Source organism: Stieleria maiorica (assembly GCF_008035925.1).
GTDB classification, from domain to species: domain Bacteria; phylum Planctomycetota; class Planctomycetia; order Pirellulales; family Pirellulaceae; genus Stieleria; species Stieleria maiorica.
Genome location: NZ_CP036264.1, coordinates 2,718,016 through 2,743,558, shown reverse-complemented (window position 1 = coordinate 2,743,558; position 25,543 = coordinate 2,718,016). Strand labels below are relative to the sequence as shown.

Below are 25,543 nucleotides of genomic sequence, written 5' to 3'. Positions count from 1 at the left end.
TTGGGTCGCCGTGTTCTCCGAACTCGGCACCCCAAAAGCGAAGCTTTTCCCCGCGCCGACCTCGGAGAGGACGGCGACTGTCCCGCCCATTGGAAAACGAAGCTGTGGCAGACCGCTAGCCTGGCATCAGTGGGAGAGGCGTTCAGTATCACTGCGTTTCCCGCCGAGGTCCCACTTCTTTCCCAGCCCAATCACGAATTAGCCGCAGAGCGGTCCAGATTTTCCGGTCATTTCGCCAAATTGACGCTCCCTGTAGACTACCCGGACAAGGAATGCCGTCTTCTACTGACCACGAAATTGCCCGAATGTCGACGACCGAAATCCTGGTCAAGGGTGCCCGCGAGCACAACCTCCGTGATGTCAATCTGACTCTGCCCCGCGGCGAACTGGTCTGTTTTTCCGGTGTGTCGGGCAGCGGAAAGTCCTCCTTGGCCTTCGACACGCTGTACGCCGAAGGCCAACGTCGCTACGTCGAGTCGCTTTCGAATTACGCGCGGCAATTCATGGGGCAGATGCCCAAACCCGACGTCGATTTGGTCAGCGGACTGAGCCCTTCGATTTCGATCGCCCAAAAATCGACCGGCAACAATCCCCGCAGCACCGTCGGGACGATCACTGAAATCTACGATTTTCTGCGGGTGCTGTTCGCCCGGGTCGCGACACCGAATTGCCCCAATTGCCACGTCCCCATCGCCGCCCAACCGTCCGACGCGATCACGTCACGGATCTTGGACCTGGATCCGGAACAAACGATCTGGGTTTTGGCGCCGCTGGTGCGGGGGCACAAGGGCGAGTTCAAGGACTTGTTCGAAGATCTGCGTAAACAGGGGTTCACACGAGCACGCGTCGACAACGAGACGATCCTGCTGTCCGACCCGCCGCCGCTGGATCGCGCCCGCCGCCACGACGTCGAAGTCGTGGTCGACCGCGTGGGAATCGATGACCGCGACCGCGGCCGCATCAACGAGGCGGTCGACCAAGCCCTGAAGCTGGGCGATGCATCGCTGATCGTGTCGCTTTCGGATCCCAACAGCGATTCGGCGAGGCCGGCCAAAGAAGACATCTTGTTCTCGTCACGCTACTCCTGCGGCTCCTGTGGCGAAAGCTTCCGCGCACCGACGCCCCAGTTGTTCTCCTTCAACAGCCCCCAGGGGATGTGCGAGGCCTGTGACGGACTCGGGCACCTGTACACGTTCGTCCCCGAATTGATCATCCCCGACGAATCGCTGTCGATCCGCAAGGGGGCGATCACGATGTTGGGCAAGTGGGGCGACATCGGTCGCTATCGCCGCCACATCTACAAAGGCTTTGCGACGGCGATGGACAAGCAGTTGGAGCTTGATCCGGGGACGATGCTGGAGACGCGTTGGCGTGACCTTCCCGCCGACGCACAAAAGTTGTGGTTGTGGGGCAGCGAGTCGACGTACGAATTGACGTGGCGCGGCGGCCGCAAGAGTCGCAAGTACAGCGGTTCGTTCAACGGATTCATTCCCGAACTTCTGGATCGCTACCGGACGACCAAGAACAAGATGCAGTTGCGGCATCTTGAAAAACACATGAACACGATCGATTGCGTCGATTGTGAAGGCCGGCGGCTGAATCGACAGGCCAGTGCGGCGACGATCACGACCGCGTCGGCCACGTTCCAAGATCGCAGCGCGCTCTCGCTGCCCGATTTGTGCGAACTGTCGATCGACCAGCTGAGCGACTTCTTTGGCGAAATCAGTCTCGGAGAAACCGATGCCAAAATCGCCGCCGAAGCGCTGAAAGAAATCCGCACGCGGCTGGGATTTCTGCTCGGCGTCGGTTTGGACTATCTGACCCTGGGACGAACCGCGCCCACGCTCTCCGGCGGCGAATCGCAACGCATTCGACTGGCCGGTCAGATCGGCAGCGGTCTGGTCGGCGTGTTGTACATCTTGGACGAGCCCTCGATCGGATTGCACGCCCGCGACAATGATCGGTTGATCGAAACACTGGTGCGGCTGCGCGACGCCGGCAACACCCTGATCGTGGTCGAACATGACGAAGACACAATGCGGGCGTCCGATCGGATCGTCGATTTCGGTCCCGGCCCGGGCGTCCGTGGCGGCGAAATCGTCGGCATCGGAGGCGCCGACGAATTGGGCAGCAACAAACGCAGCGTCACCGGCCAATATCTCGCCGGGAATCGACAAATCGCAATCCCCGAAACACTGCGTCCGATCGATGGCGAGGAACAGCTGACGATTCACGGCGCACGATTTCACAACCTGCGAAACGTCGACGCGACGATTCCGCTGGGAACCGTGACCTGCGTGACCGGGGTTTCCGGCAGCGGAAAAAGTTCGCTGATCGGCGGCATTCTGGAACCGGCATTGCGCCGCGAACTGAACGGCGCCGAATGCGAACCCGGGGACCACGATTCGATCAGCGGTCTGGACTTTCTGGACAAGACGATCGCGATCGACCAATCACCGATCGGCCGAACGCCACGCAGCAACCCGGCGACGTACGTCAAAGTCTTTGACGAAATCCGCAACCTGTTCGCCAAACTGACCGAAGCGAAAACGCGGGGCTACACCGCCAGCCGATTCAGTTTCAACGTCGACGGCGGACGCTGTGCGGCTTGCGACGGCAACGGTGCGACCAAGCTGGAAATGGACTTCCTGGCCGACATCTGGGTGACGTGCCCGGTCTGCGGCGGCAAACGTTACAACCGCGAAACGCTGTCGGTCCAGTTCAAGGGTGCTTCGATCGCCGACGTGCTGGAGATGGACATCGCCCAGGCCCTCAAGTTGTTCGAAAACGTCCCCAAGGTCGCCGAAAAACTGCAAACGCTGGTCGACGTCGGCTTGGAGTATCTGAAACTCGGTCAACCCTCCCCGACGCTTTCCGGCGGCGAAGCACAGCGGATCAAGCTGTCACGCGAGCTCAGTAAACGCGAAACCGGCAAGACGTTGTACGTGTTGGACGAACCGACGACGGGGCTGCACTTTGCCGACATCGAATTGTTGCTCCGCGTGATCCACGGCTTGGCCGATCGAGGCAACACGGTGGTGATCGTTGAACACAACCTGGACGTCATCAAGACGGCCGATTACGTACTCGATCTGGGCCCCGAAGGCGGCGCCGGTGGGGGCAAAATCGTTGCCGCGGGACGTCCGGCCGAGATCGCCAAGAACATGGACAGCCACACCGGGGCGGCGCTGGCCAAAGTGATGGGCGTCAAGCGTCGCAAGCCGACAAAGCGTCACGCCACCGCCAAGCCATCGGCCGCATTGGCGCCGCCGCCGGAAAAGGCCAAAACCCACTTGGTCGTCCAGTCCGCTGCGGAACACAATTTGAAATCGGTGTCGGCGGAAATCCCCCGCGACGCCATGACCGTGTTCTGCGGCCCCAGCGGCAGCGGCAAAAGCTCGATGGCGATGGACACGATCTACGCCGAAGGCCAACGCCGCTACGTCGAATCGCTGTCGTCCTACGCCCGGCAATTCATCGGCCAAGTCCAAAAGCCCAAGGTCGAACGGATCGAAGGTCTGTCGCCGGCAGTCGCACTGGAACAAAAGAACCTCGGTCATTCCCCACGCAGCACCGTCGGCACGGTCACCGAGATCTTTGATTTTCTACGCATCTTGATGGCGCGTCTCGGTACCCGGCACTGTCCCGATTGCGGCGTCGAAGTCGGCACGCAGACGCCCGAACAGATCGCCGAGAAGGTTTTGTCGATGCCCGAAGGCACACGTGCCTTGCTGCTTTCGCCGATCGAGGTTGTTGCCGGTGAAGCGTCCAAGGACACGTGGCAATCGCTGCGCAGCCAAGGCTACCAGCGGATTCGCGTCGATGGAAAAACAATCTCGCTCGATGACGCCCCCGCACTGGATCCGCGCAAGCGACAAACCGTCCAAGTCGTCGTCGACCGGATCGCGGTCAACGCCGAAGAACGCTCGCGCATCAGCGACAGTGTCGAACAAGCGTTATCGTTAGGGATCGGAGTCATCCAGGTCGCGATCGCACACCCGGACCGCGAAGAACAACATTGGGAAACGATCACCCACAGCCAGCACCTGGTCTGTGGTGACTGCGGGCGATCCTTTCCCACGTTGACGCCGCACCACTTTTCATTCAACAGCTCGGTCGGATGGTGTCCGCAGTGCGAAGGGTTGGGCATGCAGACGGGAACCAACCCGACAGCCCTGATCGACTCGCCCCGCAAAACACTTGCCGAAGGTGCCGCGTTGCTTTGGCCCAGCGTCGACCAGGAAGTCTCGATGTGGCTGCTGCGCGCCCTTTCGCGGCAAACCGGCATCCCGATCGATGTTCCCTTTGACGAATTAACGGCGTCGCACCGCAGAATGTTGTTCCATGGTCTTGGGGATCGCTGGATCGAGGTTCACCAAAACGATGCGAAACCCGGATCAAGTTCCCACAAGAAATTGTTCCGCTATCGATTCAAAGGGTTTTATCCGGCGTTGGAAGAGGCGTCGCGTTTGACACCGGGACTGCGTGGCAAGCTGGAACAATTCGTCGACGACATCAATTGCAGCGCCTGCGACGGGTCTCGATTGCGAGAGGAAGCCGCGGCGTGCCAATTCCGCGGTTGGACGATGGCCGATCTGGTTCACATGCCGCTGGACCGATTGGACGACGTCGTTTCGGATTGGAAGCTTGACCGTCGCGAAAAGAAGATCGCCGGCGAATTGGTCCGTGAAATTCAATCACGGGTCCGGTTCCTGCTGGACGTCGGGTTGAACTATTTGACCTTGCATCGCGGCGCCGCCACGCTGTCAGGCGGCGAAGCCCAGCGGATCCGCCTGGCCGCCCAACTCGGCAGCGGTTTGTGCGGCGTGCTGTACGTGCTGGACGAACCCACGATCGGGCTGCACCCGCGTGACAATTTGCGTCTGCTTTCGGCGCTGCATCGGTTGCGTGACCTGGGCAACACGCTGTTGGTCGTTGAACATGACCGCGACGTGATTGCCGGCAGCGACTACCTGTGCGATTTTGGTCCCCGTGCCGGTCGGCACGGCGGACGGATCGTCGCCGAAGGCCGCCCGACGGCTCTTTCGCCGATCGAACAAAGCGTCACGGCGGGTTACATCAACGGCACCAAGCACATTCCCTTGCCGTCCGTCCGGCGCCCGGTGATGACCGAAGGCGGCAAGCCGCTGGTGGATCATTTGACGTTGGTCGGCGCATCGGAAAACAACCTCGATCACGTCGATTTGAAACTGCCAATGGGCGTGTTGACCGTTGTCACCGGCCCCAGCGGCAGCGGCAAGAGCACGCTGATCGAAGGGACCTTGTATCCGATCCTGGGCAAGCGGTTGCACCGTTTGCGGATGAAACCCGGACGGCATGAAAAGGTCGAAGGCTTGCGACACATCGACAAAGTGATCCGAGTCGATCAATCGCCCTTGGGCAACACCCCCAGCAGCAATCCGGCGACCTACACCGGCGTGTTCGATACGATTCGAAACCTGTTTGCGATGATCCCCGAAGCGGCCGAGCGCAAGTTCACGGCGCGGACATTCAGTTTTAATGTGCCCGGCGGACGCTGCGAGACCTGTGAAGGCAGCGGGCAACGCAAGATCGAAATGCACTTCTTACCCGACGTCTGGGTGCCCTGTGAAGAATGCGACTCGCGGCGTTACAACGAAGACGTGCTGGAGATCAAGTATCACGGCAAGTCGATTGCCGATGTGTTGGCCATGCCCTGCGGCGAGGCGGTCGAATTGTTCGCCGCCGAACCTCGGATCGTCCGCGTGCTGCAAACCCTGTGTGACGTCGGTTTGGACTACGTCACGCTGGGGCAATCCGCACCGACTCTATCTGGCGGCGAAGCCCAACGCGTGAAACTGGCGTCGGAACTCGCCCGTCCGGGGACCGGCAAAACGTTGTACCTGTTAGACGAACCGACGACCGGATTGCACTTCGACGACATCGCAAAACTGTTGGACGTGATTCAGCGTCTGGTCGATTTGGGCAACACCTGTGTCGTGATCGAACACAACCTGGACGTCGTCAAGTGTGCCGACTGGATCATCGACATGGGGCCAGGGGCCGGCGTCGACGGCGGAAAAATCGTTTTCGAAGGCACGCCCGAGCAGCTTGCGGCGACCGCGACGTCAGCGACCGACGACCGGCCGGTGTCCGTCACCGCATCCTTTGTCGCCGAAGCACTTGATCCATCGCAACGCGCAGCCAAGCCCCAAAAGGCCCCCCCAAAAAAGGCCAAGACCGCCCGGCGAAAACAATCCACCTTGCGAATCGATGCGGCCGACCAAACGAAGTCCGTTACGGAGTCGGCGGCCAAAACGAACGGCCAAGTGAAGAAGGCGAAAGCCAAACGGAAGACCAAGAAACCTGATTCGAATTCCGTTTGGAAAACACTCGGCCGGAAATGGCATTCGATGCCCAAAGGGTTCGACGACAACCAGAAGCCGGATTGGCCGATCAAGTTGCCGGATCGATTGTTCGATCAAATCGAAAAGATCGGCGGTGAGGATTGTTTGCGGATGTCGGCGGCCAATCGAGTCGACGTGGTCGGCGCCGATGGTGACGTCAAGCTTTCGATCCGCACGCGCGATTTGGATGCGGTCAAGATCGTCGCCAACGAACCAATCGATCCGACCGAAGCCGATGATCTGGGCCACGCCAAGATCGTGGTCACAGGCGACAAGCAAGCGACCACACTGGCCATCAACCGGCTCGGCCAAGCGACCAAACCAGCGCTCCGCCGCTTCCTCAAACGCGCCCTAACGACCTAGCATGCCAGCGGGACGCGTCAGCGAGCGGCCCGTCACCAAATCACCATCACCGGCCACTGGCTCACGCCACGTGCTGGCATCACCACCGGCCACTGCCGTCACGCCACGTGCTGGCATGAAACCGCTATCTCTCACTCAATTCCAACAATGCCCCACACCCCTTCCACGCACGACCTCGCCGGCTGTGAAGAGGCGCTGCGCATGGCGATCCAGCACGGCGTCTGGGACGCGGCGGTGGCGGCGAAAGTCCGCTCGATGGTGGGGCAGGACCTCGCCGCCGTCGTCTTGGTGTCGCTGAATCTGCAATCCAAAGCGCGGGCGAAATTAGGTGACGGAATCTGGTGGTGCACCGAGCGTTCGCTCAGCCAAGCGACACCTGCAGCGGTCGCCGACTTGAAGGCCCGCTGGATGAACGGCACCACGGTGGTCGAAGGTTGTTGTGGATTGGGCGCCGACACCATCGCGATCGCCAAGGCATATGGTTCCTCCGGCCGTCCGATCACCGCGGTTGATACCGACCCCATGATGGTTGCCATGGCCACGGAAAACCTACGATTGAATTTGGGTTCCATCCCGGCGCAGATCGACGTGCGTTGTGACGACGTCGCCACGTTTGCGATTCCCGGCGACGCGACCGTTCATCTGGATCCCGATCGCCGCGACGATGCCGGCCGCAAGGTTCGCCCCGAAGACTACTCGCCGCCTTGGGACGTGGTGGAACAAATCCTGGATCGCTGCGAGGCGGGGATCGTCAAACTGGCGCCGGCCGCAGAGATCGAAGACCGGCCGCAGCGGCATCGCGTGTGGATTTCGCTCGGCGCCAATGTCCGCGAGCAAACGTTGTTGACAGGCAGCGCGATCGATCGGGCGGGTGAGAACCTTGGCCCGCCGCTTGCCGAATCCGCGCGCTCCGCGGTTGTGCTGGGGAAAGCTGGCAATGTTGCGATACACACCAGCGAGCGCATCGACGGCGCGGTCGAGCGAGTGGACCAGCCGATGGCCTACCTGGCCGACCCCGACGCCGCCATCCGCGCCGCCGGACTGACCGAATCGTTTGCCGATCAACACGGCTATGCCACCATCGGCGGCCCCCGCGGGTTCTTGACCGGCCAGACCGAAATCACCGGTGATCTAGCGATCTGTGAACCCGTGATTTGGTCGGGGGCCTGCGATGACCGCAAGTTGCGCAAGACGTTGCGATCGATGAATGGTTTCCCCTGGCGAGTCAAAACGCGGGGCGTGTCCCAGAATCCCAACGTGCTAGAAAAGCGCTACCGATCCTGCGGCGAGCGGCCGTTCACACTGTGGATCGGCAAGGGAACGCGTCGTCAATTCGCGGCGTTGACCGCGCCCGGATGACCGGTCCCACCTTCCGAGGTCGTGCGGTTTCTAAGTCTTTGATTCTAAAGGGTTCTTGCAAATATCTCTGGCGCCCTGAACCACAGGGAGGTCGATTGCCCACGGATAGCAGCGCGAACCCACGGATCCCAGGCCGCATCACATCCGTGGGTTCGCGCTGCTATCCGTGGGTTTATTTGGTTCTGCCAGACCTCCTTTCCGAACGCACCACCTCAAAGCAAGCGTCCTGCCAAGGGGAGTGAAACGCGTAAACGCTTCGTATCTCCGCGGGCAAAAACCGTACGCCCTCTTCTTGCGAAGGTAGCTACGTTTGAACTTTTTCCGATTTTCTTAGTCACATTTCCCACCCGCCTTCGACTCCCCTGATACAGACCGGCAAATCGGTCGTTTTCAGGTCGTATTCCACTCTTTGAAGGTTGGTTGTCATGTTCCGAGCGGTCAAGTATTCCGTCGCCGCGTTTCTGGCGGTCCTGATCGGCGGCGTTTTGTTGTTGGGGCCGGGTTTCTTTAGCTACGTGCGTACGTCGGCGCGGTCGGTGCGTGATTCCGTCCAGGAAACCGTGCCGATCGAGTTTGAATTGCGGCGGGCCCGAGATCTGATCGAAGCCATCTTGCCCGAACTTCAAGCCCAAGTGCGAATGATCGCCCAGGAAGAAGTCGAAATCGCTGCACTGCGGCGAGACGTTTCAGAAACCGAACACCGTCTGGAGGACGAACTGGCGACGCTTTCCAATCTGCGTGAACAGATGCGGACGCAATCCGTGTCGTTCAAAGCTGGCGGTCGCAACCTGAATCGAACGCAACTGACCGAGCAACTTGCCAGACGCTTGGACCGCTACAAGACGGGCCGACTTGCACTGGCCGCCAAGGAACGGTTGTTGGAAAAGCGAAACGAATCGCTGGCCGCGGCGCTGGCATCCTTGGATTCGATGCGCCACCGCAAAGTCGAACTGGAGCAAAAGGTCGAGGCGTTGGCGGCAGAGGCTCGTTTGGTTCAAGCATCCAAGATCGATGCGGGAATCCATCTCGACGGCAGTGAATTGTCGGATGCCGATCACTTGCTGCAACAGATTGAAACTCGATTGGCCGTCGCCCAGCGGGTCTTGGAACACGAACAAGATATCTTTTCCATCGACCTGGAGGGGGAAAGCCAAAGCGAAGATCAAGTCTTGGCGGAGTACGACGAGTACTTCGGCAACTCGAACGCCCCGCAACCGTTGGTGTCTAGCCTTTAGGCGACTCCCCCTCGCTGCGAAGCAGCGACAGGATGCGGCTACCAGTACGATGGCCCTTCCGGGCCGTCGTCCACAGGACTCCCCGCGACGACCTAGAAAGGACGTCGTACAGCGGTCAACACTGCCAGCGCGACAGGGGTGCCACCATCCGCAAGAGCGCAACACCAATTCAACAAGCTCCCTAACATCCCAACCGTGTTTCCAATCCAACTCAAACGAATCGAGACCGCGATCGACGCAGGGCGATTGGACGACGCCTTTGAGCTGCTGATCGCGACACCGCAGCGAGGGCACCGCGACGGCCAGCGGTTGACGGATTTGTTGATCGATCATCTGGTTCAACGTGCACGGCGGCATCTCGATCGCCAACACCACCGCGATGCCAGATCGGATGCGGACAAGGCACGATGTCTGGCCGGACGGACCAGCGAGGTCGTCAATCTGGTAAGCGAAATAGCGGAAATTGAATCGCAGCAGCGTGCCCAGGCGGCCGCCGAGCAAGAGGCAGCTCGGGAGGCTAAAATGCAAGGTCAACTCGGTCAATTCACGTTGGGACAACATCTCTTGCCACCCGGTCCAACCCATTCCAGGCTCGCCGCCGAAATCGAACGCAAACGCACGTTGGCCGCTGCGGCGGCCGATCGGATCGGCCAGGCGATCGCGTCACACGATTTTGAGGCGGGCGTTGCAATCGTCCAGTCGCTTGATGCAGAACTTCGACGTCATCGATTGGTGGTGGACAAGATCCGGGCACTGCTGCCGCCGATCCTGGAGCGGATTGTCGCCGACTTCGAGAGCGGTCGACTGGATCGTGGCGGCGACGGGTTGCAAATGGCAATCGCCGCGGCGCCGATGGATGCTCGCCTGAATGAACTGCGATCCTGTTTCGATCGATGTGCACGCGCAAACGAGTTGATCGGCCGGGCATGCTACCTGGAAGCCGATCGCGAACTCGCCTTGGTCTCGCAAGTGATCTCAAATGCACCTTGGATCACCGAAACTCGCAAGACACTCGCCCTGCTTGCTGACCAAGTCGCCAAGGTGCGTTCGGGTCCGTTGGGGCTGCTCGACGGTTACGTCCCGATCCCGACGGGTAGACCTGTTGGTGTTCAGGCTTTAGCCGCACACTCCGGCTGCGAAGCAGCGACCGGGGTTCGGCTAAAGCCTGGACACCAACGGGTGGACGAGCGGCAGGGCGCCAGGGTATTGCGGGTCGATGGGCTGGGGACGATCCTGTTGCTCGATGCGGAGCGTGTTTCGGTGGGGGCGTCATCGACGTCACAGCGTTACGATTTGCCGCTCCTGACCGAGGGGCCGTCGGCTGCGTTGTTCATCCGCCGCGCGGGCGAAGACTATTTTGCCGAGTCGGAGGCAGAGTTCCGTGTCAACGATCGGCCGACCAAACGCCGACTGTTGGCCGACGGTGATTCGCTGGGGTACGGCCGGCGGGGACGTCTCAAGTTCCGCAAGACCGTCCCTGCAAGCGGTTCGGCGGTGCTGCAATTGTCCGGGGCGGGGCTGGCCAAACGTGAGATTCGCTGCGCGGCATTGATGGCGGATTCGCTGTTGTTTTCGGGCTCCGGCGGCCACTTTTCGATCTCCGGCGGCGAGCGACCGATCGTCGTGTTTCGCTCGGCCGGCGGTTACGCGATCAAATTCGCCGAGCCGGGCGGTGACGTCTGCCAACTGGAACCCGATCGCCCGGTCTTACTCGGCCAGACGCGTTTTTCACTCACTCAAGTCAATCTGTCCTAAGGTCGCGGCATGCCAGCGTTTCACTACCAACAAGGCGATCGTCCGCTGGAGGGTTACACGATCCAGCACGCGCTCGGACGCGGCGGATTCGGTGAAGTCTACTTTGCGACCAGTGATGCGGGCCGCGAAGTCGCGCTCAAAGCGGTGCAAAACTACGAGGACATCGAACTGCGCGGCATCGGCCACTGCATGAATTTAAAGTCACCGCATCTGGTGATGATCTTTGATGTCAAACAAGGCGACGACGGAACACCCTGGGTGATCATGGAGTATGTTTCCGGCGCTTCCTTGCGAGAGATCTTGGATGCGTCACCCCAGGGAATCGATCCGGCGCAGGCGATGTTCTTCGTCCGCGAGCTTGCCAGGGGAATCGACTACTTGCACACCGCCGGAATCGTCCACCGCGACTTGAAGCCGCACAACATTTTCTTCGAAGACGGTGTCGTCAAAATCGGCGATTACAGTTTGAGCAAAGTGATCACCGTCAGTCATGCCAGCGGGCATACGATGACCGTGGGAAGCGTGCACTACATGGCCCCGGAGATCAGCATGGGGCGATACGACAAAACCGTCGATCTGTATGCCCTGGGCGTGATGTTGTATGAAATGCTGACCGGCAAACCGCCCTTTGACGGCGAAAGTGTCGGCGAGATCTTGATGAAACATCTCAGCGGTGAAGTCGACGTCGGCGCGTTGCAAGAACCGTTTGCCGGCGTGGTCCGCAAGGCGATGGAACGTGACCCGGCAAAACGTTACCAGTCGGCCCGGGAGATGGCTGATGCGCTGGGCTGTGAATCGACAAGGGTGATCGACGATTCGATCCCTGCCAGTTTGTCGTTGATCGGGAAAAAGAACACGTCCCCGACGAACCCAGCACCATCAAAGATTGAATCGCTGGGGATCGAAGACTTGGCCGACACCGTCGGAGCACGTCACGCCACCAGCGACACCGCCGAATCGGAAACACCGTCACGCGGACGCGACACGCATCCAGTGGTCGATGCGCGATTACGGCGGATGGCTGACGCACGGTATCTGACCCGTGTGGCTCTGTCGTTCGTGTCCACGATCCTTCTGGGGGCGCTGGCTTTTGTCGTCTCTCTCGAGGTCGCCGGCGATCTTGATGCGATCGCGCTGGTATTGATGCCGGTTTGGATCTGGCTAATTTCGATGCTGTTGGCGATGACGATTATTTTTTCCCAGCCGCCAGTGCCGCGCTGGTTTACCCCTCTGGCCACGCGGGTTTGGCTGCTCGGGGTTTGGGCGTTGATCTACGGCTTGCTTCACTATGTGTTCAATCGAATTCCGTTTGAAGATGCACTTGCCGGATGCTGGGCCGGCGGTCTGACCGCGACCCTACTGATGGACTGGCGGTGTTTCGCCGATCCGCAACGACCACAGCGAATCCGAGTCGGACGAACACTGATTGCAGGGGCGGTCAGCGGTGTTGCGGCAGGGCTCTATGGGGTCGCGCTGGGACTGAACGTCTTTCGACTGGACTATGTGATCCTGTCGATGGCCGCAACGATGGCTGGCGCGATCACGGTTCAGTTGACGTCGCTTTGGCAAGAGCCGAATGACACGCCGTGGGACCGAGGCGACGCATCGCGGCACAAGACGACCCCAGCCCGTCGACCTGGCGATGACCGTTCGCGGCCCAACAGCGCATTGACAAATTTCTTTCACGCTGAAGCATCGATCGAGGAGCACGTTTCCTAATGTTTGTCAGCTTTTTCTTACTGATCGTCCTCGGGATCTACCTTGGCATCTTGGTCGTCGTGATCGTTTCGGCGGTCAGTGCAAAATCGACTGCCGGCCGTGTCGCTGCGATCGTGGCGGGCTTGTTTTTGTTGATCATCGTGCCGTTGTTCCTACTGGCTGCCACGTACAGCGTGCGAGTCGCCTCGTCCGAGCACCATGTCTGGGCCGACCAGCACGCTGCGGGAACCCGAGTACCCGATCGACCGCTCGATTCGACCAGCGTCGATGTTCCGTCCATTCCCACCGGGGAATCGGCCTCCGCGGCTCCATCGCCGCCTCAGCGTCCGGTACCGCCGCCGGTCCTGAAACCGGTTGATCAGACGTCCGACGAGGATTCACTTCAGCCAAACACATCCTCCCAACAACAGCCGGCCGGAACGTGGCGAGCGACGGACACGGCGACTTTTACGGCAAACGTGTATCCGAGTGATGCTTCCGCGATCGATGCATTGCTATCCGGCCTGAAAGAGAAACTCGCCGAAAACCGAGTGCTGCTTCGTGACGACCAAAACGACAGCAACGACGTTGTTGATCCCGACAAGGTCGTCGTTTCCGCCGATGGCCCCGATCTTGACTCCTTGCTTCCGGCTGCGATCTCACGTCTGGGGACGCAGTTCTCCGCGATCGGCGTCGGAACACGTCCGGGCAACGCACCAACCAAACCGATCGAAAACGAGCTTGCGATTCATTTCTCTGTCTCCAAGTCGACTTTGATGCAGGCACCTTGGGATCAACAAGACCAGCTGCAAAGCCGACTGCTCACCTGTACCGCCACGATGGGCGGTCGCCAAGCCTCCTTCCAGGCTTTTGTGACCGAGAAACCTTGGGTCGAATCGTTCGACCAATTTGTGTCCCGGTATCCACAACGCAAATTCGTTGTCGGGTACTCCGGCGAATTTCAATCGACCGAGGGTCAGGCCCGCAAAGCCGCCTTGGAGGATGCGGTCCGGCAAGCAGCGTTTTCGTTCCGCGGAAAATCGTACGCGATCATTGACGACCGGCATGTCGTCGATCGATTCGCCCAGCGACTGTCCCGTTCTTACGGCGACGTGTGGCGAGAAGCCGTTCTGGTCGAAGTGCCCGATGCACAACAAGTCGATGTTGCACGCACGACCGCGGCCGAAGCGTTTGAACGTTCCCAAATCGGACGTCTGTTGCAAATTTTTGGAGTGGTTGTGCTGGTCCTCGCGACCATCGTGTTATGCCTGGGGCTGAACTGGGTGACGGAAGGCTACTATCGAAGCCAGGTCATGCTAGGATTGGCAGGCGTGGTCGTGATGGGAGGTCTGATTGTTGCCATGTTTCTCGGATAGGACGCCCCGTGAACGAAGCTGACGCGCATCTTCTGCAATTGATTGAAACCGGCGACCAAGACGGGTGGCGGCAATTCGTAGACCGATTCCAGCGTCGCTTGATCGCATTTGCGCTCCATCGTGTCGATTCTTTGGCCACCGCCGAGGACTTGGTCCAAGAAACGTTCGTCTCGTTCTTGGATGCGCGGGAAAACTATCGCGGCGACGGCGAACTAGAATCCTTTCTGTTTCAAATCCTGCGGTACCGCATCATCGATCATTACCGTCGCAGCGGCATCGCGCAGCCGTTGCCCGTGTGTCACTTCGGCGGAGAAAGCGTGATCGACGCACTTGCCACCGCGGAGTCGACCGAGCCGAGTGTCAGTTGGTACGTCCGACGTGATGAACAGAACCAAGCCACCACCGTGGCGCTGGCCGCCGCGATCCGTCGTCTCGCCGATGACTTGCAGTCGGGCGAGCGGTTTAAAGAGCTGGAAATCGCCGAAGGACTGTTTTTCGCCCGGCGACGCAATCAAGAACTCGCCGCGGTGATGGAGATCAGTGAAAACGAAGTTGCCGTGGTGAAACGTCGACTGATCGGACGACTGCGTGACGAACTGAGACGATCGGCGGAGCGTGCCGGCAACTGGCCCGATGATGCTTTGCTGGCCGACGGTTTGTTAAGTCGCGTCTGGGAAGCGGAACGCCCCAGTTGCCCCAAACGCAGCACGCTGGGCAAGTACACCCTGGGGATTCTGCCGGACGCCTGGGCCAGCTACGTGGATTTTCACGTCCAGACGCTCGGGTGTTCGTTTTGTCGAGCCAATCTGGAGGAACTCCGTCCCGGTTCGGCAGCCGGTGAAAACGCTGCCGCCCGCGACCGGTTGGTGCAATCCACCATCGGCTTTTTTCGGGCGCACGTTGGTGTCTAGCCTTTAGGCGATTCCCCTCGCTGCGAGGGGCGTCGATTGTATTACTGATGGGTTCAGTTACTTTTGTTCCGTGCGTCATCAAAGATCACTCCGCTCGGTTCGCCAACGGCGATCTACAACTTAGCCTGGGGTAAGACCGGATGAGCCCCAGCGAATCCGGGCGTAAACCCAGGTCCACTTTCCTGGGGTTGCGGTCACTTCGCTGCGCTCGTTCCCTGACCCCAGGCTATGGATGTGTATGCCCTTTGGGCAAGTGCTGCGGAATTCATTCCGCAGCATCGTGAAACAACGTTCTGGGCTAACAAAGAAGATCGATGATCACCACTGAGCGGTACTAACCCAAAAATCGCTCAGTAAAACAATCGACGTCTCAAGCAGCGACCGTGGGCGGCCTCGCCTACTTCTTCTTCCCATTCTTGTTCGGGTTCAGCGGCAGCACGTCGGCCCGCTCGGCATAGGCTTGCCATATGGCGGCCAGCGATTCGACTCGCTCGGGTTGTTCGTCGGCCAGATCGTGTTGTTCGCTTCGATCGGCCGCGATGTTGTACAGTTCCCACTTTCCCTTGGCCCCCTTGGCGACCAACTTGAAATCGCCGACGCGGATCGCACGATTGCCTTCGTGTTCCCAGTAGATCGCCTCGCGCTCGATCGGTTTGCCTTCGAAAGTCGGCACCAGGCTTTTGCCTTCCATCGGTTTGATCCGGTTGCCGCCATGAAACACGCTCGGGTAGTCAGCCCCCGAGACATCCACGGCGGTCGCCATCAAGTCGACCAGGTGGCCGGGCGTGTGTTCCAACTCGCCGTGACGCGTCACCTTGGAGGGCCAATGGACGATCAACGGCGTCGAGATGCCACCTTCGTGCACCCAGTGTTTGTACTCGCGAAAAGGGGTGTTGGAAACGGTGGCCCAGGCGCGTCCGTATCCGATGTAGGTGTCGGCCGGCCCGGCCATGACGCCTTTGCCGGTTCGAACCGGGAAACCATCGCGGGTTTGTTTGGGTTGCATGTCGCCCTGCAGGTAGTCCTCGGGCAATGTGGGCAGCGTCGCTGCTTCGGCGCGATCCACACCTTTACCCCCACGCCCGTAGTTTTCCGCACATCCGCCATTGTCTTGAAAGAAACAAATCAGCGTGTTCTCGAATTGTCCGGTATCGCGGAGTGCGTCGACGATTCGCCCAATGCCCTGGTCCATGTTGTCGATCATCGCCGCGTAGACTTCCATGTTGCGTTTTTCCCACTCCCAGAATTCGACTTCTTTGGAGTTTTCGGGGACCGGAAAGTTGGTCGTCGCGTTCGGATCGATCACGCCCAAGTCGATCATCTTTTGGTAACGTGCTGCACGAACGGCGTCGTATCCGGCATCGTATTTTCCTTTGTACTTTGCGATGTCTTTTTCTAACGCATGCATCGGCCAATGAGCCGCGGTGAAACTGACGTACATAAAAAACGGTTGGTCGCCGGTTTCGAAATGGTGTTCGTTGATGAAGCGAACGGCGTGATCGGCGATCGCATCGGTGTAGTAGAACGTGCCGTTGGTTTGATCCTCCGGCCCGTATTCGGGGTCGTCCGCGGGCGAGAGGTATTGGTTGTCTCGCGTCAACGTGTTGGGATCAAAAAAACTGCCGGCGCCGTGGATGGTTCCATAAAAGCGGTCGAACCCGCGTTGCCGCGGCCAGTTCTGTTTGTCGGCTTCGTTCTGGGGGCGGATCTGTTTGGTGACGTGCCATTTACCCGACAGGTAGGTGCGGTAGCCGGCCGGCTTGAGCACCTCGGCCAGCGTGACGCAGTTTCGATTCAGGTCGCCGCGGTATCCGTCATAGCCACGGTCGTTCATCATGTGCCCGATCCCCGCCTGGTGCGGGTACAGCCCCGTCAACAGACTCGCCCGGGTCGGGCAGCAGCGGGCGGTGTTGTAGAACTGGGTGTAGCGGATCCCCTTGTCGGCGAGGGCATTCAAGTTCGGCGTGTCGATTTCGCTGCCGTAACATCCGATGTCCGAGTATCCCATGTCGTCGGACATGATGTAAATGATGTTCGGAGGCTGCTCTGACGGGGCGCGATCGGCCGCCGTAGCAGTGGAGTGCGGACAAATCGTCGCCGCTGCGAAGCAAATCGCTGCAAATCGAAATCGTAGCATGAAAGATCCTCGGTGATGAATGTTCCGGTGGCTACCATCTTAACCTGCCAGCGATCGACCGCGTGGCGGTCATCGAATCGCTTTTCGCTTCCGAAACCGACTAGAATGTCGCATCTCCGGTCCGCGTGGGGAACGTCTTCAATGAGGGCTCACCGAATCGGCCGTGACCGCCGCACCCCGTTACCTGACTCGGTTGGAAACAGCCGAGTGACGATCAACCGATGAACAAACACGCTCTCTGGCTCGTCTTACTCCTCGCGTCCAGCGTCGCTGCCGAGGATCGGCCGAACATCCTGTTCATTTTCTCCGACGACCAGAACTACAAAACGCTGTCGTGTTACCCCGAATCGCCCGAATGGGTGCACACGCCCAACATCGACGCGTTGGCCAGACAGGGCATCCGATTCGAACGCACCTATTTCGGCGCCTGGTGCATGCCCTCCCGCGCCAGCTTCCTGACAGGCCGTCTGCAACACGGCATCCAAACGATGCGGATGGAGGGCCAGTACCCTGCCAGCGTCTACGATCCACAACAATGTCGTTTCTGGCCCGCCGAACTTCGCAACAGTGGCTACCACACCGCTCAGATCGGCAAGTGGCACACGGGCATCGACACCGGCAACGGTCGAGACTGGGACCACCAGATCGTGTGGAATCGTCCCGGGCACCCGGAAAACGCCGGCAACTACTTCTACGATCAAATCATGACCTTCAACGGAGTCGATCGTAAAGTCGACGGGTACTCGACGGACAATTACACCAACTGGGCGATCGACTACATCAAGGGCCAGAACCGCGACGAAACCAAGCCCTGGTATTTGTGGTTGTGCTACGGAGCCATCCACGGACCGACCACGCCCGCCGACCGACACGAAGGAAAACTGGCCGGCAACACTGCTCCCGTTCCCGAGGATATCTTCGGCCCCTGGCCCAACAAGCCTGCCTACCTGGCCAATCTGAACGCATGGCAAGAAGGTCCCGACGGCAAACCGTATCGCCGCAGCAAAAAAGTTGCGAAAAGCAACTTCAACACCAACACCGCCGGGCAGGGATACGACGATTGGGTCCAGCAATACAACGAATGCGAAATGGCGATCGACGAAGGCGTCGGTCGTTTGATTCAAACCCTGCGTGAAACCGGTCAATTGGAAAACACGCTGATCGTCTATGCCGCCGATCAAGGTTTCGCACTCGGGCAACATGGCATGAACAACAAAGTCGCGCCCTACGACGCCGCGATCGCTTCGCCCATGATCATTTCCCACGCCGGAAAGATCCCCGCCGGAAAGGTTTGCTCGCACCCGATCAACGCCCCCGACCTCGTCCGTCACTTTTGCAAAGCCGCGAACGTTGACCTGCCCTGGCGGACCGACGGGCGTGACATCAGTCGGCTGTTGGCCGATCCAGAAACCGACGACTGGATTCAACCGATGCTGATGACCCACACGGGACGCCGATACGGATCTGACACCGATCAAATGCCGGATGAAACCGGAATGTATGAAGTCGGCGGCATCCCCTGGTACGTGCTGCTGCGCGACGGCCGATACAAGTACATCCGCACAATGGTCGCAGGCGAGATGGAAGAGGTCTACGATCTGCACGCGGACCCGGAAGAACTGAACAACCTCGCGTTGCTGCCGGAGCACCGAACGTTGCTGATCTCCCTGCGGGAAAAAGCGATCGAGGAGCTGCACCGCACCGACGCAAAGTTCGTTCCGCATCTGCCGGCACCGCGGACACCCTAGTGCCGCGGAAAGGAGGCAGGTACCAATGGCACGGGCATAAGCGTTGGTGGCTAGCCTTTAGGCGATTCCCGGTCGCTGCTTCGCAGCGACAGTGGGCGGCTAAAGCCTGGACACCAGCGGTTGCTGCATCCCTTTTAAGTAATGCCCGTGCCCATCAGGTCCGGTACCGGACTGCGTCAATCACTCTTTGTTCACTCCACCATCGATCATTGAATCCCCGCTTCGCCATGGCTTCGCGCTACAAGACCCTACTGTTTACGTTCTTCGCCTTCATCGCGACAACCTGTGCCATCGCCGACGAACCCAACTCGCCGGCCGATTGGGATGTCGAGAATTACCCTGCGCCGAACCGGCAACAGAAGATCGACACCGACACCGGCACGTGGATGAATTTGGATGTCAGCCCCGACGGCAGCCAGATCGTGTTTGATCTGCTCGGGGACCTGTATCTGATGCCGATCACCGGCGCCGACGGCACCGAGGCGACGGGAAAGCAATACCCCAAAAACCTAACCGGCACGGTCGCCTGGGAAATGCAGCCGCGTTTCAGCCCCGATGGCGGCCAGATCGCGATGACCAGCGACCGAACCGGCAAGAACAAGAAAGCCGGCGACAACCTTTGGATCATCAACGCCGACGGGTCCTCACCGACTCAGGTGACCAGCGAAACGTACCGCTTGATCTGCAACCCCGTCTGGTCACCCGACGGCCAGTACCTGGTCGGGCGGAAACACTTCACCAGTCGACGTTCGCTCGGTGCCGGTGAGTTTTGGATGTTCCACCGCGATGCGATGGCCGCCGGGGCGACCGCCGGCGTGCAATTGACCGAGCGGCCCAATGACCAGAAAGATGTCAACGAACAGGTTTTCTCGCCGGACGGACGTTACTTGTATTACAGCCAAGACGTGACACCGGGCGACACCTTCGAATACGACAAGAATTCACACCAAGGCATTTACGCGATCAAGCGATTGGATCTGGTCGAAGGCGAGACCGAGACGCTGATCCGCGGTCCCGGCGGAGCCTGTCGACCGACGCCGTCTCCGGATGGAAAAACGTTGGCCTTTGTCCGCCGCGTCGGCGTCAAGACCGGACTGCACTTGTTCGACCTTCAATCGGGCGAGATTCGATTGGTCTATGACGACTTGGAGCGCGACATGCAAGAAGCGTGGGCGATCCACGGCGTTTACAGTGCGTTCGATTTCACGCCTGATGGCCGATCGATCGTGATTTGGGCGAAAGGGAAAATCCGCCGAATCGACCTGGAGAGCGGCGATGCGGAGACCATCCCGTTTCGAATCCGCGACACGCGTACCGTCAAGCCTGCGGTCCGTCACAAGATCCCCGTTGGTCAAGACGAATTCGACGTCAAGATGCTGCGCGACGTCTGTGTTTCACCGACCGGCGATCGGGTGGCATATCAAGCACTCGGATACATCTACCTCAAGTCACTGCCCGATGGCAAACCGATTCGTTTGACCAGTCAAACGCATCACTTTGAGTTTTGTCCGCAGTTTTCTCGCGACGGGCACTACATCGTTTACACCACTTGGAATGATCGCGAGCTGGGGACGATCCGAATCGCGTCGACCGATCCGAGTGCCAACGAAAACTGGATCGTGACCGACACCCCCGGCCACTACACGAACCCGACGTTTTCGCCCGACGGAAAGCAAATCGTTTATGAACGTGGCGGCGGTGGGCATTTGCGGTCGCCGCTATGGTCGCGTGAACAAGGCGTTTACCGAATCGGTTGGCGTGACGGCGTCGCCGAACGGATCACCGAATCGGGCAGCGATCCGCAGTTTGCCGCATCGGGCGACCGAGTCTTTTTGACGCGGCGTGGTGGCGGCAAGGAATCGGACAACGTCACGTTGTTTTCGGTCGACCTGGCCGGCCTGAACGCGCGTGATCACTACACCAGCGACTGGGCGACCGAAATGCAAGTCTCGCCCGACGGAAAGTCGTTGGCATTGATCGAACGGTTCCATGTCTATGTGACTCCCTTTGTTCACGCCCCCTCGGCGATCAAGGTCGGCCCTGGCGGGAAAGGATTGCCGATCGCCAAGGTCAGTGAAGAAGCCGGCGATTTTGTGCATTTTTCCGGTGACGGATCCGCGTTGCATTGGTCGCTCGGCGCGGAGCTTTCCACGTGCGATGTTTCGGACGCCATGGACAAGATCGCCGGAAGCAAGGAGGAATCGGACGCGGACACCAATGAAGCCTCCGCCGCGATTAATTCCATCAGCATCGGCTTCAAACATCCACACGACCAACCCGGCGAAACGCGTGCGCTGGTCGGCGGGCGGATCGTCACGATGGGCAAAGCCGGAGTGATCGAAAATGGAGTCGTCGTGGTCCGGGGGAATCGGATCGTCGCCGTCGGCCCGCGAGACGAAGTTGAAATCCCTGATGACGCGATCAAGACCAATCTGAATGGACAAGTGGTGCTGCCCGGGTTGATCGACACGCATGCCCACGGAGCCCAAGCGACCAGAGGGATTACGCCGCAACAGAACTGGATCGACTACGCCCGGCTGGCGTTCGGCGTCACCACGATCCACGACCCCAGCAACGACACGCACAGCATTTTCGCGGCCAGCGAGATGACCAAGGCGGGTGTGATCGTCGGCCCGCGGACCTTTTCGACCGGCAAAATCCTCTATGGTGCCACGGGGTCCTACAAAGCCGAAATCGAATCGTTGGCCGACGCGGAGTTCCATCTCAAACGCATGAAAGCGGTCGGGGCGTTCAGCGTCAAAAGCTACAACCAGCCGCGACGCGATCAACGACAGCAGGTGCTCGCGGCGGCGCGGAAGCTGGACATGTTGGTTGTCCCCGAAGGCGGTTCGACGTTCATGCACAACATGACCATGATCGTCGACGGGCACACCGGGATCGAACACACCTTGCCGGTGCAAACGGCCTACGACGACGTCATGGACCTGTGGCGTGGCACCGGAGTCGGATACACGCCGACCTTGAATGTCGCCTACGGGGGCCTGTCGGGTGAACGTTATTGGTATGCGATCGATGATCTGTGGTTGCACACGCGGCTTAAGACCTTCATTCCGCCACATGTCTTGAATCCACGCGCACGACGCCGTGAAAAAGCGCCGCTGGAAGATTACAACCACATCAAGGTCGCCGAGATTGCCCGGCAGGTCGTCGAACAAGGCGGACTGGTGCAAGCCGGCGGCCATGGTCAATTGCCGGGGCTGTGCACGCACTGGGAGATGTGGAGTTTCGTCCAGGGAGGCATGACGCCGATGCAGGCGCTGACCTGTGGCACGCTCAACGGTGCTAAGTACCTGGGGCTGGACGATGACTTGGGATCAATCGAAGTGGGCAAGCTGGCCGATCTGATCGTGATCCGTCGCGGCGCCGATCCGATCAAACAGATTCGTGATTCGGAGAAAATCCAATTTGTGATGGCCAACGGCCACCTGTTCGAAGCCGATCGAATGAACCGTATCGGTGACAATGCGCCACGTGGAGAGTTCTTTTGGGAGAACAACGCCGGTGCGGGTGTGTTGGCGACCGCATCCGAAGCGGTCGGCTGCAGCTGCCATCGCGGCCGGTAGATCACGCAGTGCGTGAAGGTCAGCGAGGTATAAAAGCACGACGGACATCAGCGGGATTGACGCACGTGTCGCCTTTCGTTTCGCCGTCGCGGAGAGGAGGTAAGAAGATTTCGGAGGTAAGAAAATGATGATTCGCAGATCAGTTTCGGAGGAGCCAATCTTCCTACCCCAAATCAGCCTCCGCCCAATGGCACGAGGTGGATTGATGGAAGGGATGGCAGAATGATTCGGGGCAGAATGATGGAGTGCGCGTAGCGAGCAGCGGCATGCCCTACGCGTGGCGCAACAACTGCATGAAGCGGCGGAGCAATTGGTCGGTCGCCGGTGTGTCTTGCACTTTCGCCTCGAACACGTCCAGCGGGTCACCGGTGATGGATTCGACGTATTGGGGATACGCATGCACCCGCTGGATAAACGCATGGCGGTCCAGCTCGGGATGGAATTGGGTCCCATAGATCGGCCGATCCTTGACGCGGAATGCTTGGTTTTGCACCTTTTCGCTCGATGCCAGCAAGATCGCTTGCGGGGGCAAGGTCACGACGCAGTCCTGGTGTCCCATTGGAGCGAGGAACCGATTGCCGAGCGGCCCAAACAGCGGCCCGAACAGCGGATCCTCACGTCCTGCCTGGGTCAGCCGGACTTCGATGGATCCCAATTCCGCATGGGACGCATCGGTCACCACTTCGCCGCCGAGTGCCTTGGCCATCGCTTGGAATCCCCAGCAGGAGGCAAACGTCGGTTTGGCCAATTCATACAACTCCCACATCGCCGCCAGCGCCGGTGGCAGCCATTCGCCGCCTGCGGCGACCGAGTAGTCTCCGCTTCCGCCTAGCAGGACCACATCGACGGCATCCAGCTGAGCGACGGTCGGCGGACCGGCCAACAAGTCGTGGACAGCGATCTGTGACGGATCACATTGCAACGCCCTGGCAAAACACTCGATCTCCTGCGTGCGCATCGGATCGTCGGCGTTGCGGATTTGCAGCAAGAGAAACCTGTCCATCGATCGCATCACTCCCAGGACCCGTGCAGTCAGCCCGGATAAGTCTATCACAAGCGGCCCAGGCGACCAGTCGCGTGGGCAAGCGGTCCGCCCCCCTGGCCGAGAGCACCACGGTGTTAAACCATACCGGTTGCAGTGGTTTTTGGTCCGGTGCACTGGCGATTTGACGACTCAGGTTTGCTACCAGAGGCAACATCATGTCAATCGTTCCGATACTACATTTGTCGTCCATCCGCTGCGGATGTACCTCGGATCAGATCGGCAAGGATGCCGGTGAGATCATTTCTCGTGGAGGGAGTCTATCGGTGTGCACGGATGCCATCAGACAATTCAAAATGTCATTGTCGGCTTGCTGCTTGTTATCCGTTGTCGGGTGCGCACAGGTTGACCAGCGCAGGGTCACGCCCGAGTTGCCGGGCCAGACCACTGCACCGACGAAGACACCGTTGACGGTGCGACCGGCGGTGCACCGCCAAAAGGCAGCCAAGACATCAGTTGGGTCACTCGATCGCGTCAACACCGTTGCGTACGCGGATGAGGGGCAACAATCCTCTTCGAGTTTCGCGGACCATCTGGAGCGAATCGCGTTGCAGCCGGTCGAGATGAACACGGTCGAGGCGCGGCTAGAATCATTCAGCGATCTCGTCGCGGCGGATGTGTCGCAAGCCAGCGCGGAAAACGTCTACACCCTGGACCAGCTCGAGCAACTCGCCCTCACCAACAACCCCGCCATTGTCGCAGCCGGCGCGACAGCCACCAAAGCCGCGGGGCTGCGCAATCAAGTCGGCACCCGGCCCAACCCGACGCTGGGATATTTCGGCCAGCAACTCGCCGATGAAAACACCGACCAACACGGTGTGTTCCTGGAACAGGAGTTTGTTCGTGGCAACAAGTTGGAACTCAATCGTGAAGTGCTGGGACACACGATGTCGGCCCAGCGTTGGGAAATGCAGACTCAACGCTACCGTGTTCTGACCGATGTGCGCGTCCGGTTTTATGAAGCCGTCGCGGCGCAGCGACGCGCCGACGCGACACGCAATTTCGAAACCGTCGCCCGACGCGGGGTTCAAGTTGCGATGGAGCGTCAGCAGGCCGAAGAAGGCAACTTGATCGAGGTCTTGCAGGCCCAAACACTGCTCAGCGAAATCATGCTGGCGGCCGAACAAGCAGAAGTCGAGTACCGAGGGGCGTGGCAAGATTTGGCCGCCGTCGCCGGGTTGCCCGAAGCCGCGCCGGCGCGACTGGTCGACGGGCCGGCGACCGAGAAAACCCCGCGCGATTGGCAGGCCGCCTACGACCAGATCCTTTCCGAAAGTCCGGAGTTGTCGGCGGCCAACGCGTTGGTTTGTGAGAAGTACGCCTTGCTGAAACGGCAACGCGTCCAGATGGTCCCCAACCTGACCGGACAATTCGGCGCCGGTTACGACAACGCGACCGACTCGGGAATGATCAATCTGGAATTCTCCGCGCCGATCCCCGTGTGGAACCAAAACTCCGGCAACATCTCGGCCGCCTACGCGGAATACACCCGCGCCCTGGAAGACGTCAAACGGATCGAGCAATCCATCAAGTCGCGACTGGCACGCACCGCCCAGGCCTTCGATTCCGCCTTGGCAGCGGTCACAAAATACGAACAGGAGATCATCCCGCAGACGCAGAAGAGCCTGGATTTGAGCGAAGAGGCCTATCGCGCCGGTGAACTCGAATTCCTGCAGGTCCTGGTCGTTCGGCGTAGCTTTTTCGAGTCGGCGATCCGCTTGATCGCCGCCGAAGGAAATCTGGCCCAAGCCAACGCCCAAGTCGAAGGGCTGTTGTTGACCGGTGGATTGGACGCCCCGTCCGACTACACCGACGGCGACGGAATTCGCGGCGTGTCCTTCGGCGGCCAGTGATGGCGGGAAGAACGTTGGTGTCTAGCCTTTAGGCGACTCCACTCGCTGCGAAGCAGCGACCGTGGGCGGCTAAAGCCTGAACACCAACACGTGTGC

The 25,543-nt window shown here is 59.8% G+C and carries 12 protein-coding genes; 10 read left to right on the top strand and 2 right to left on the bottom strand.

Annotated features, from left to right (window positions below; all coding sequences use genetic code 11):
- The first annotated feature begins 305 nt into the window (after positions 1 to 305).
- The 7 genes from uvrA to Mal15_RS09515 all read left to right on the top strand — a co-directional run bounded on the left by uvrA (position 306) and on the right by Mal15_RS09515 (position 15,083).
- On the top strand, positions 306 to 6,749 hold the full coding sequence (uvrA, locus tag Mal15_RS09545) for an excinuclease ABC subunit UvrA (protein ID WP_147867544.1): 6,444 nt from the start codon (positions 306 to 308) through the stop codon (positions 6,747 to 6,749).
- A 147-nt stretch (positions 6,750 to 6,896) separates the two neighbouring features.
- Positions 6,897 to 8,108 carry a class I SAM-dependent methyltransferase gene (locus Mal15_RS09540; protein WP_147867543.1) on the top strand — a complete coding sequence of 404 codons (1,212 nt, stop codon included), beginning with the start codon at positions 6,897 to 6,899 and terminating at the stop codon, positions 8,106 to 8,108.
- Positions 8,109 to 8,533: 425 nt separating this feature from the next.
- Positions 8,534 to 9,343 carry a signal peptide-containing protein gene (locus Mal15_RS09535; RefSeq protein WP_147867542.1) on the top strand — a complete coding sequence of 270 codons (810 nt, stop codon included), beginning with the start codon at positions 8,534 to 8,536 and terminating at the stop codon, positions 9,341 to 9,343.
- Between the two features lie 195 nt (positions 9,344 to 9,538).
- Positions 9,539 to 11,098: a hypothetical protein gene (locus Mal15_RS09530; protein ID WP_147867541.1), complete on the top strand. Its 1,560-nt coding sequence runs from the start codon at positions 9,539 to 9,541 to the stop codon at positions 11,096 to 11,098.
- Between the two features lie 9 nt (positions 11,099 to 11,107).
- Positions 11,108 to 12,817 carry a serine/threonine protein kinase gene (locus Mal15_RS09525; protein WP_147867540.1) on the top strand — a complete coding sequence of 570 codons (1,710 nt, stop codon included), beginning with the start codon at positions 11,108 to 11,110 and terminating at the stop codon, positions 12,815 to 12,817.
- A complete protein-coding gene (locus Mal15_RS09520; protein ID WP_147867539.1) occupies positions 12,817 to 14,172 on the top strand; it encodes a hypothetical protein in 1,356 nt (451 codons plus the stop codon). Before Mal15_RS09525 ends, Mal15_RS09520 begins: the two co-directional genes overlap by 1 nt.
- Positions 14,173 to 14,180: 8 nt before the next feature.
- Positions 14,181 to 15,083, top strand: a complete 903-nt coding sequence (locus tag Mal15_RS09515; RefSeq protein ID WP_233903370.1) for an RNA polymerase sigma factor — start codon at positions 14,181 to 14,183, stop codon at positions 15,081 to 15,083.
- Positions 15,084 to 15,480: 397 nt separating this feature from the next.
- Here the strand turns inward: Mal15_RS09515 and Mal15_RS09510 are convergent, their stop codons facing one another.
- Complete coding sequence (locus Mal15_RS09510; protein WP_147867537.1) at positions 15,481 to 17,220, bottom strand: arylsulfatase; 1,740 nt, start codon at positions 17,218 to 17,220, stop codon at positions 15,481 to 15,483.
- A gap of 221 nt (positions 17,221 to 17,441) precedes the next feature.
- On the opposite strand from Mal15_RS09510, the gene Mal15_RS09505 reads away from it, so the two are divergent.
- Positions 17,442 to 18,968, top strand: coding sequence for a sulfatase-like hydrolase/transferase (locus Mal15_RS09505; protein ID WP_147867536.1), 1,527 nt, complete (start codon positions 17,442 to 17,444; stop codon positions 18,966 to 18,968).
- A gap of 227 nt (positions 18,969 to 19,195) precedes the next feature.
- The gene (locus Mal15_RS09500; protein WP_147867535.1) at positions 19,196 to 22,552 is read left to right on the top strand and encodes an amidohydrolase family protein; all 3,357 of its coding nucleotides are present in this window, start codon (positions 19,196 to 19,198) and stop codon (positions 22,550 to 22,552) included.
- 271 nt (positions 22,553 to 22,823) lie between these two features.
- On the opposite strand, the gene Mal15_RS09495 is transcribed toward Mal15_RS09500, so the two are convergent.
- Positions 22,824 to 23,555 (bottom strand): type 1 glutamine amidotransferase, encoded by a 732-nt coding sequence (locus tag Mal15_RS09495; protein ID WP_147867534.1) that lies wholly within the window; start codon positions 23,553 to 23,555, stop codon positions 22,824 to 22,826.
- A 335-nt stretch (positions 23,556 to 23,890) separates the two neighbouring features.
- Between Mal15_RS09495 and Mal15_RS09490 the strand changes: the two genes are divergently transcribed.
- Entirely contained in the window at positions 23,891 to 25,447 is a 1,557-nt protein-coding gene (locus tag Mal15_RS09490) for a TolC family protein (protein ID WP_233903369.1), read from the top strand.
- Positions 25,448 to 25,543 lie beyond the last annotated feature (96 nt).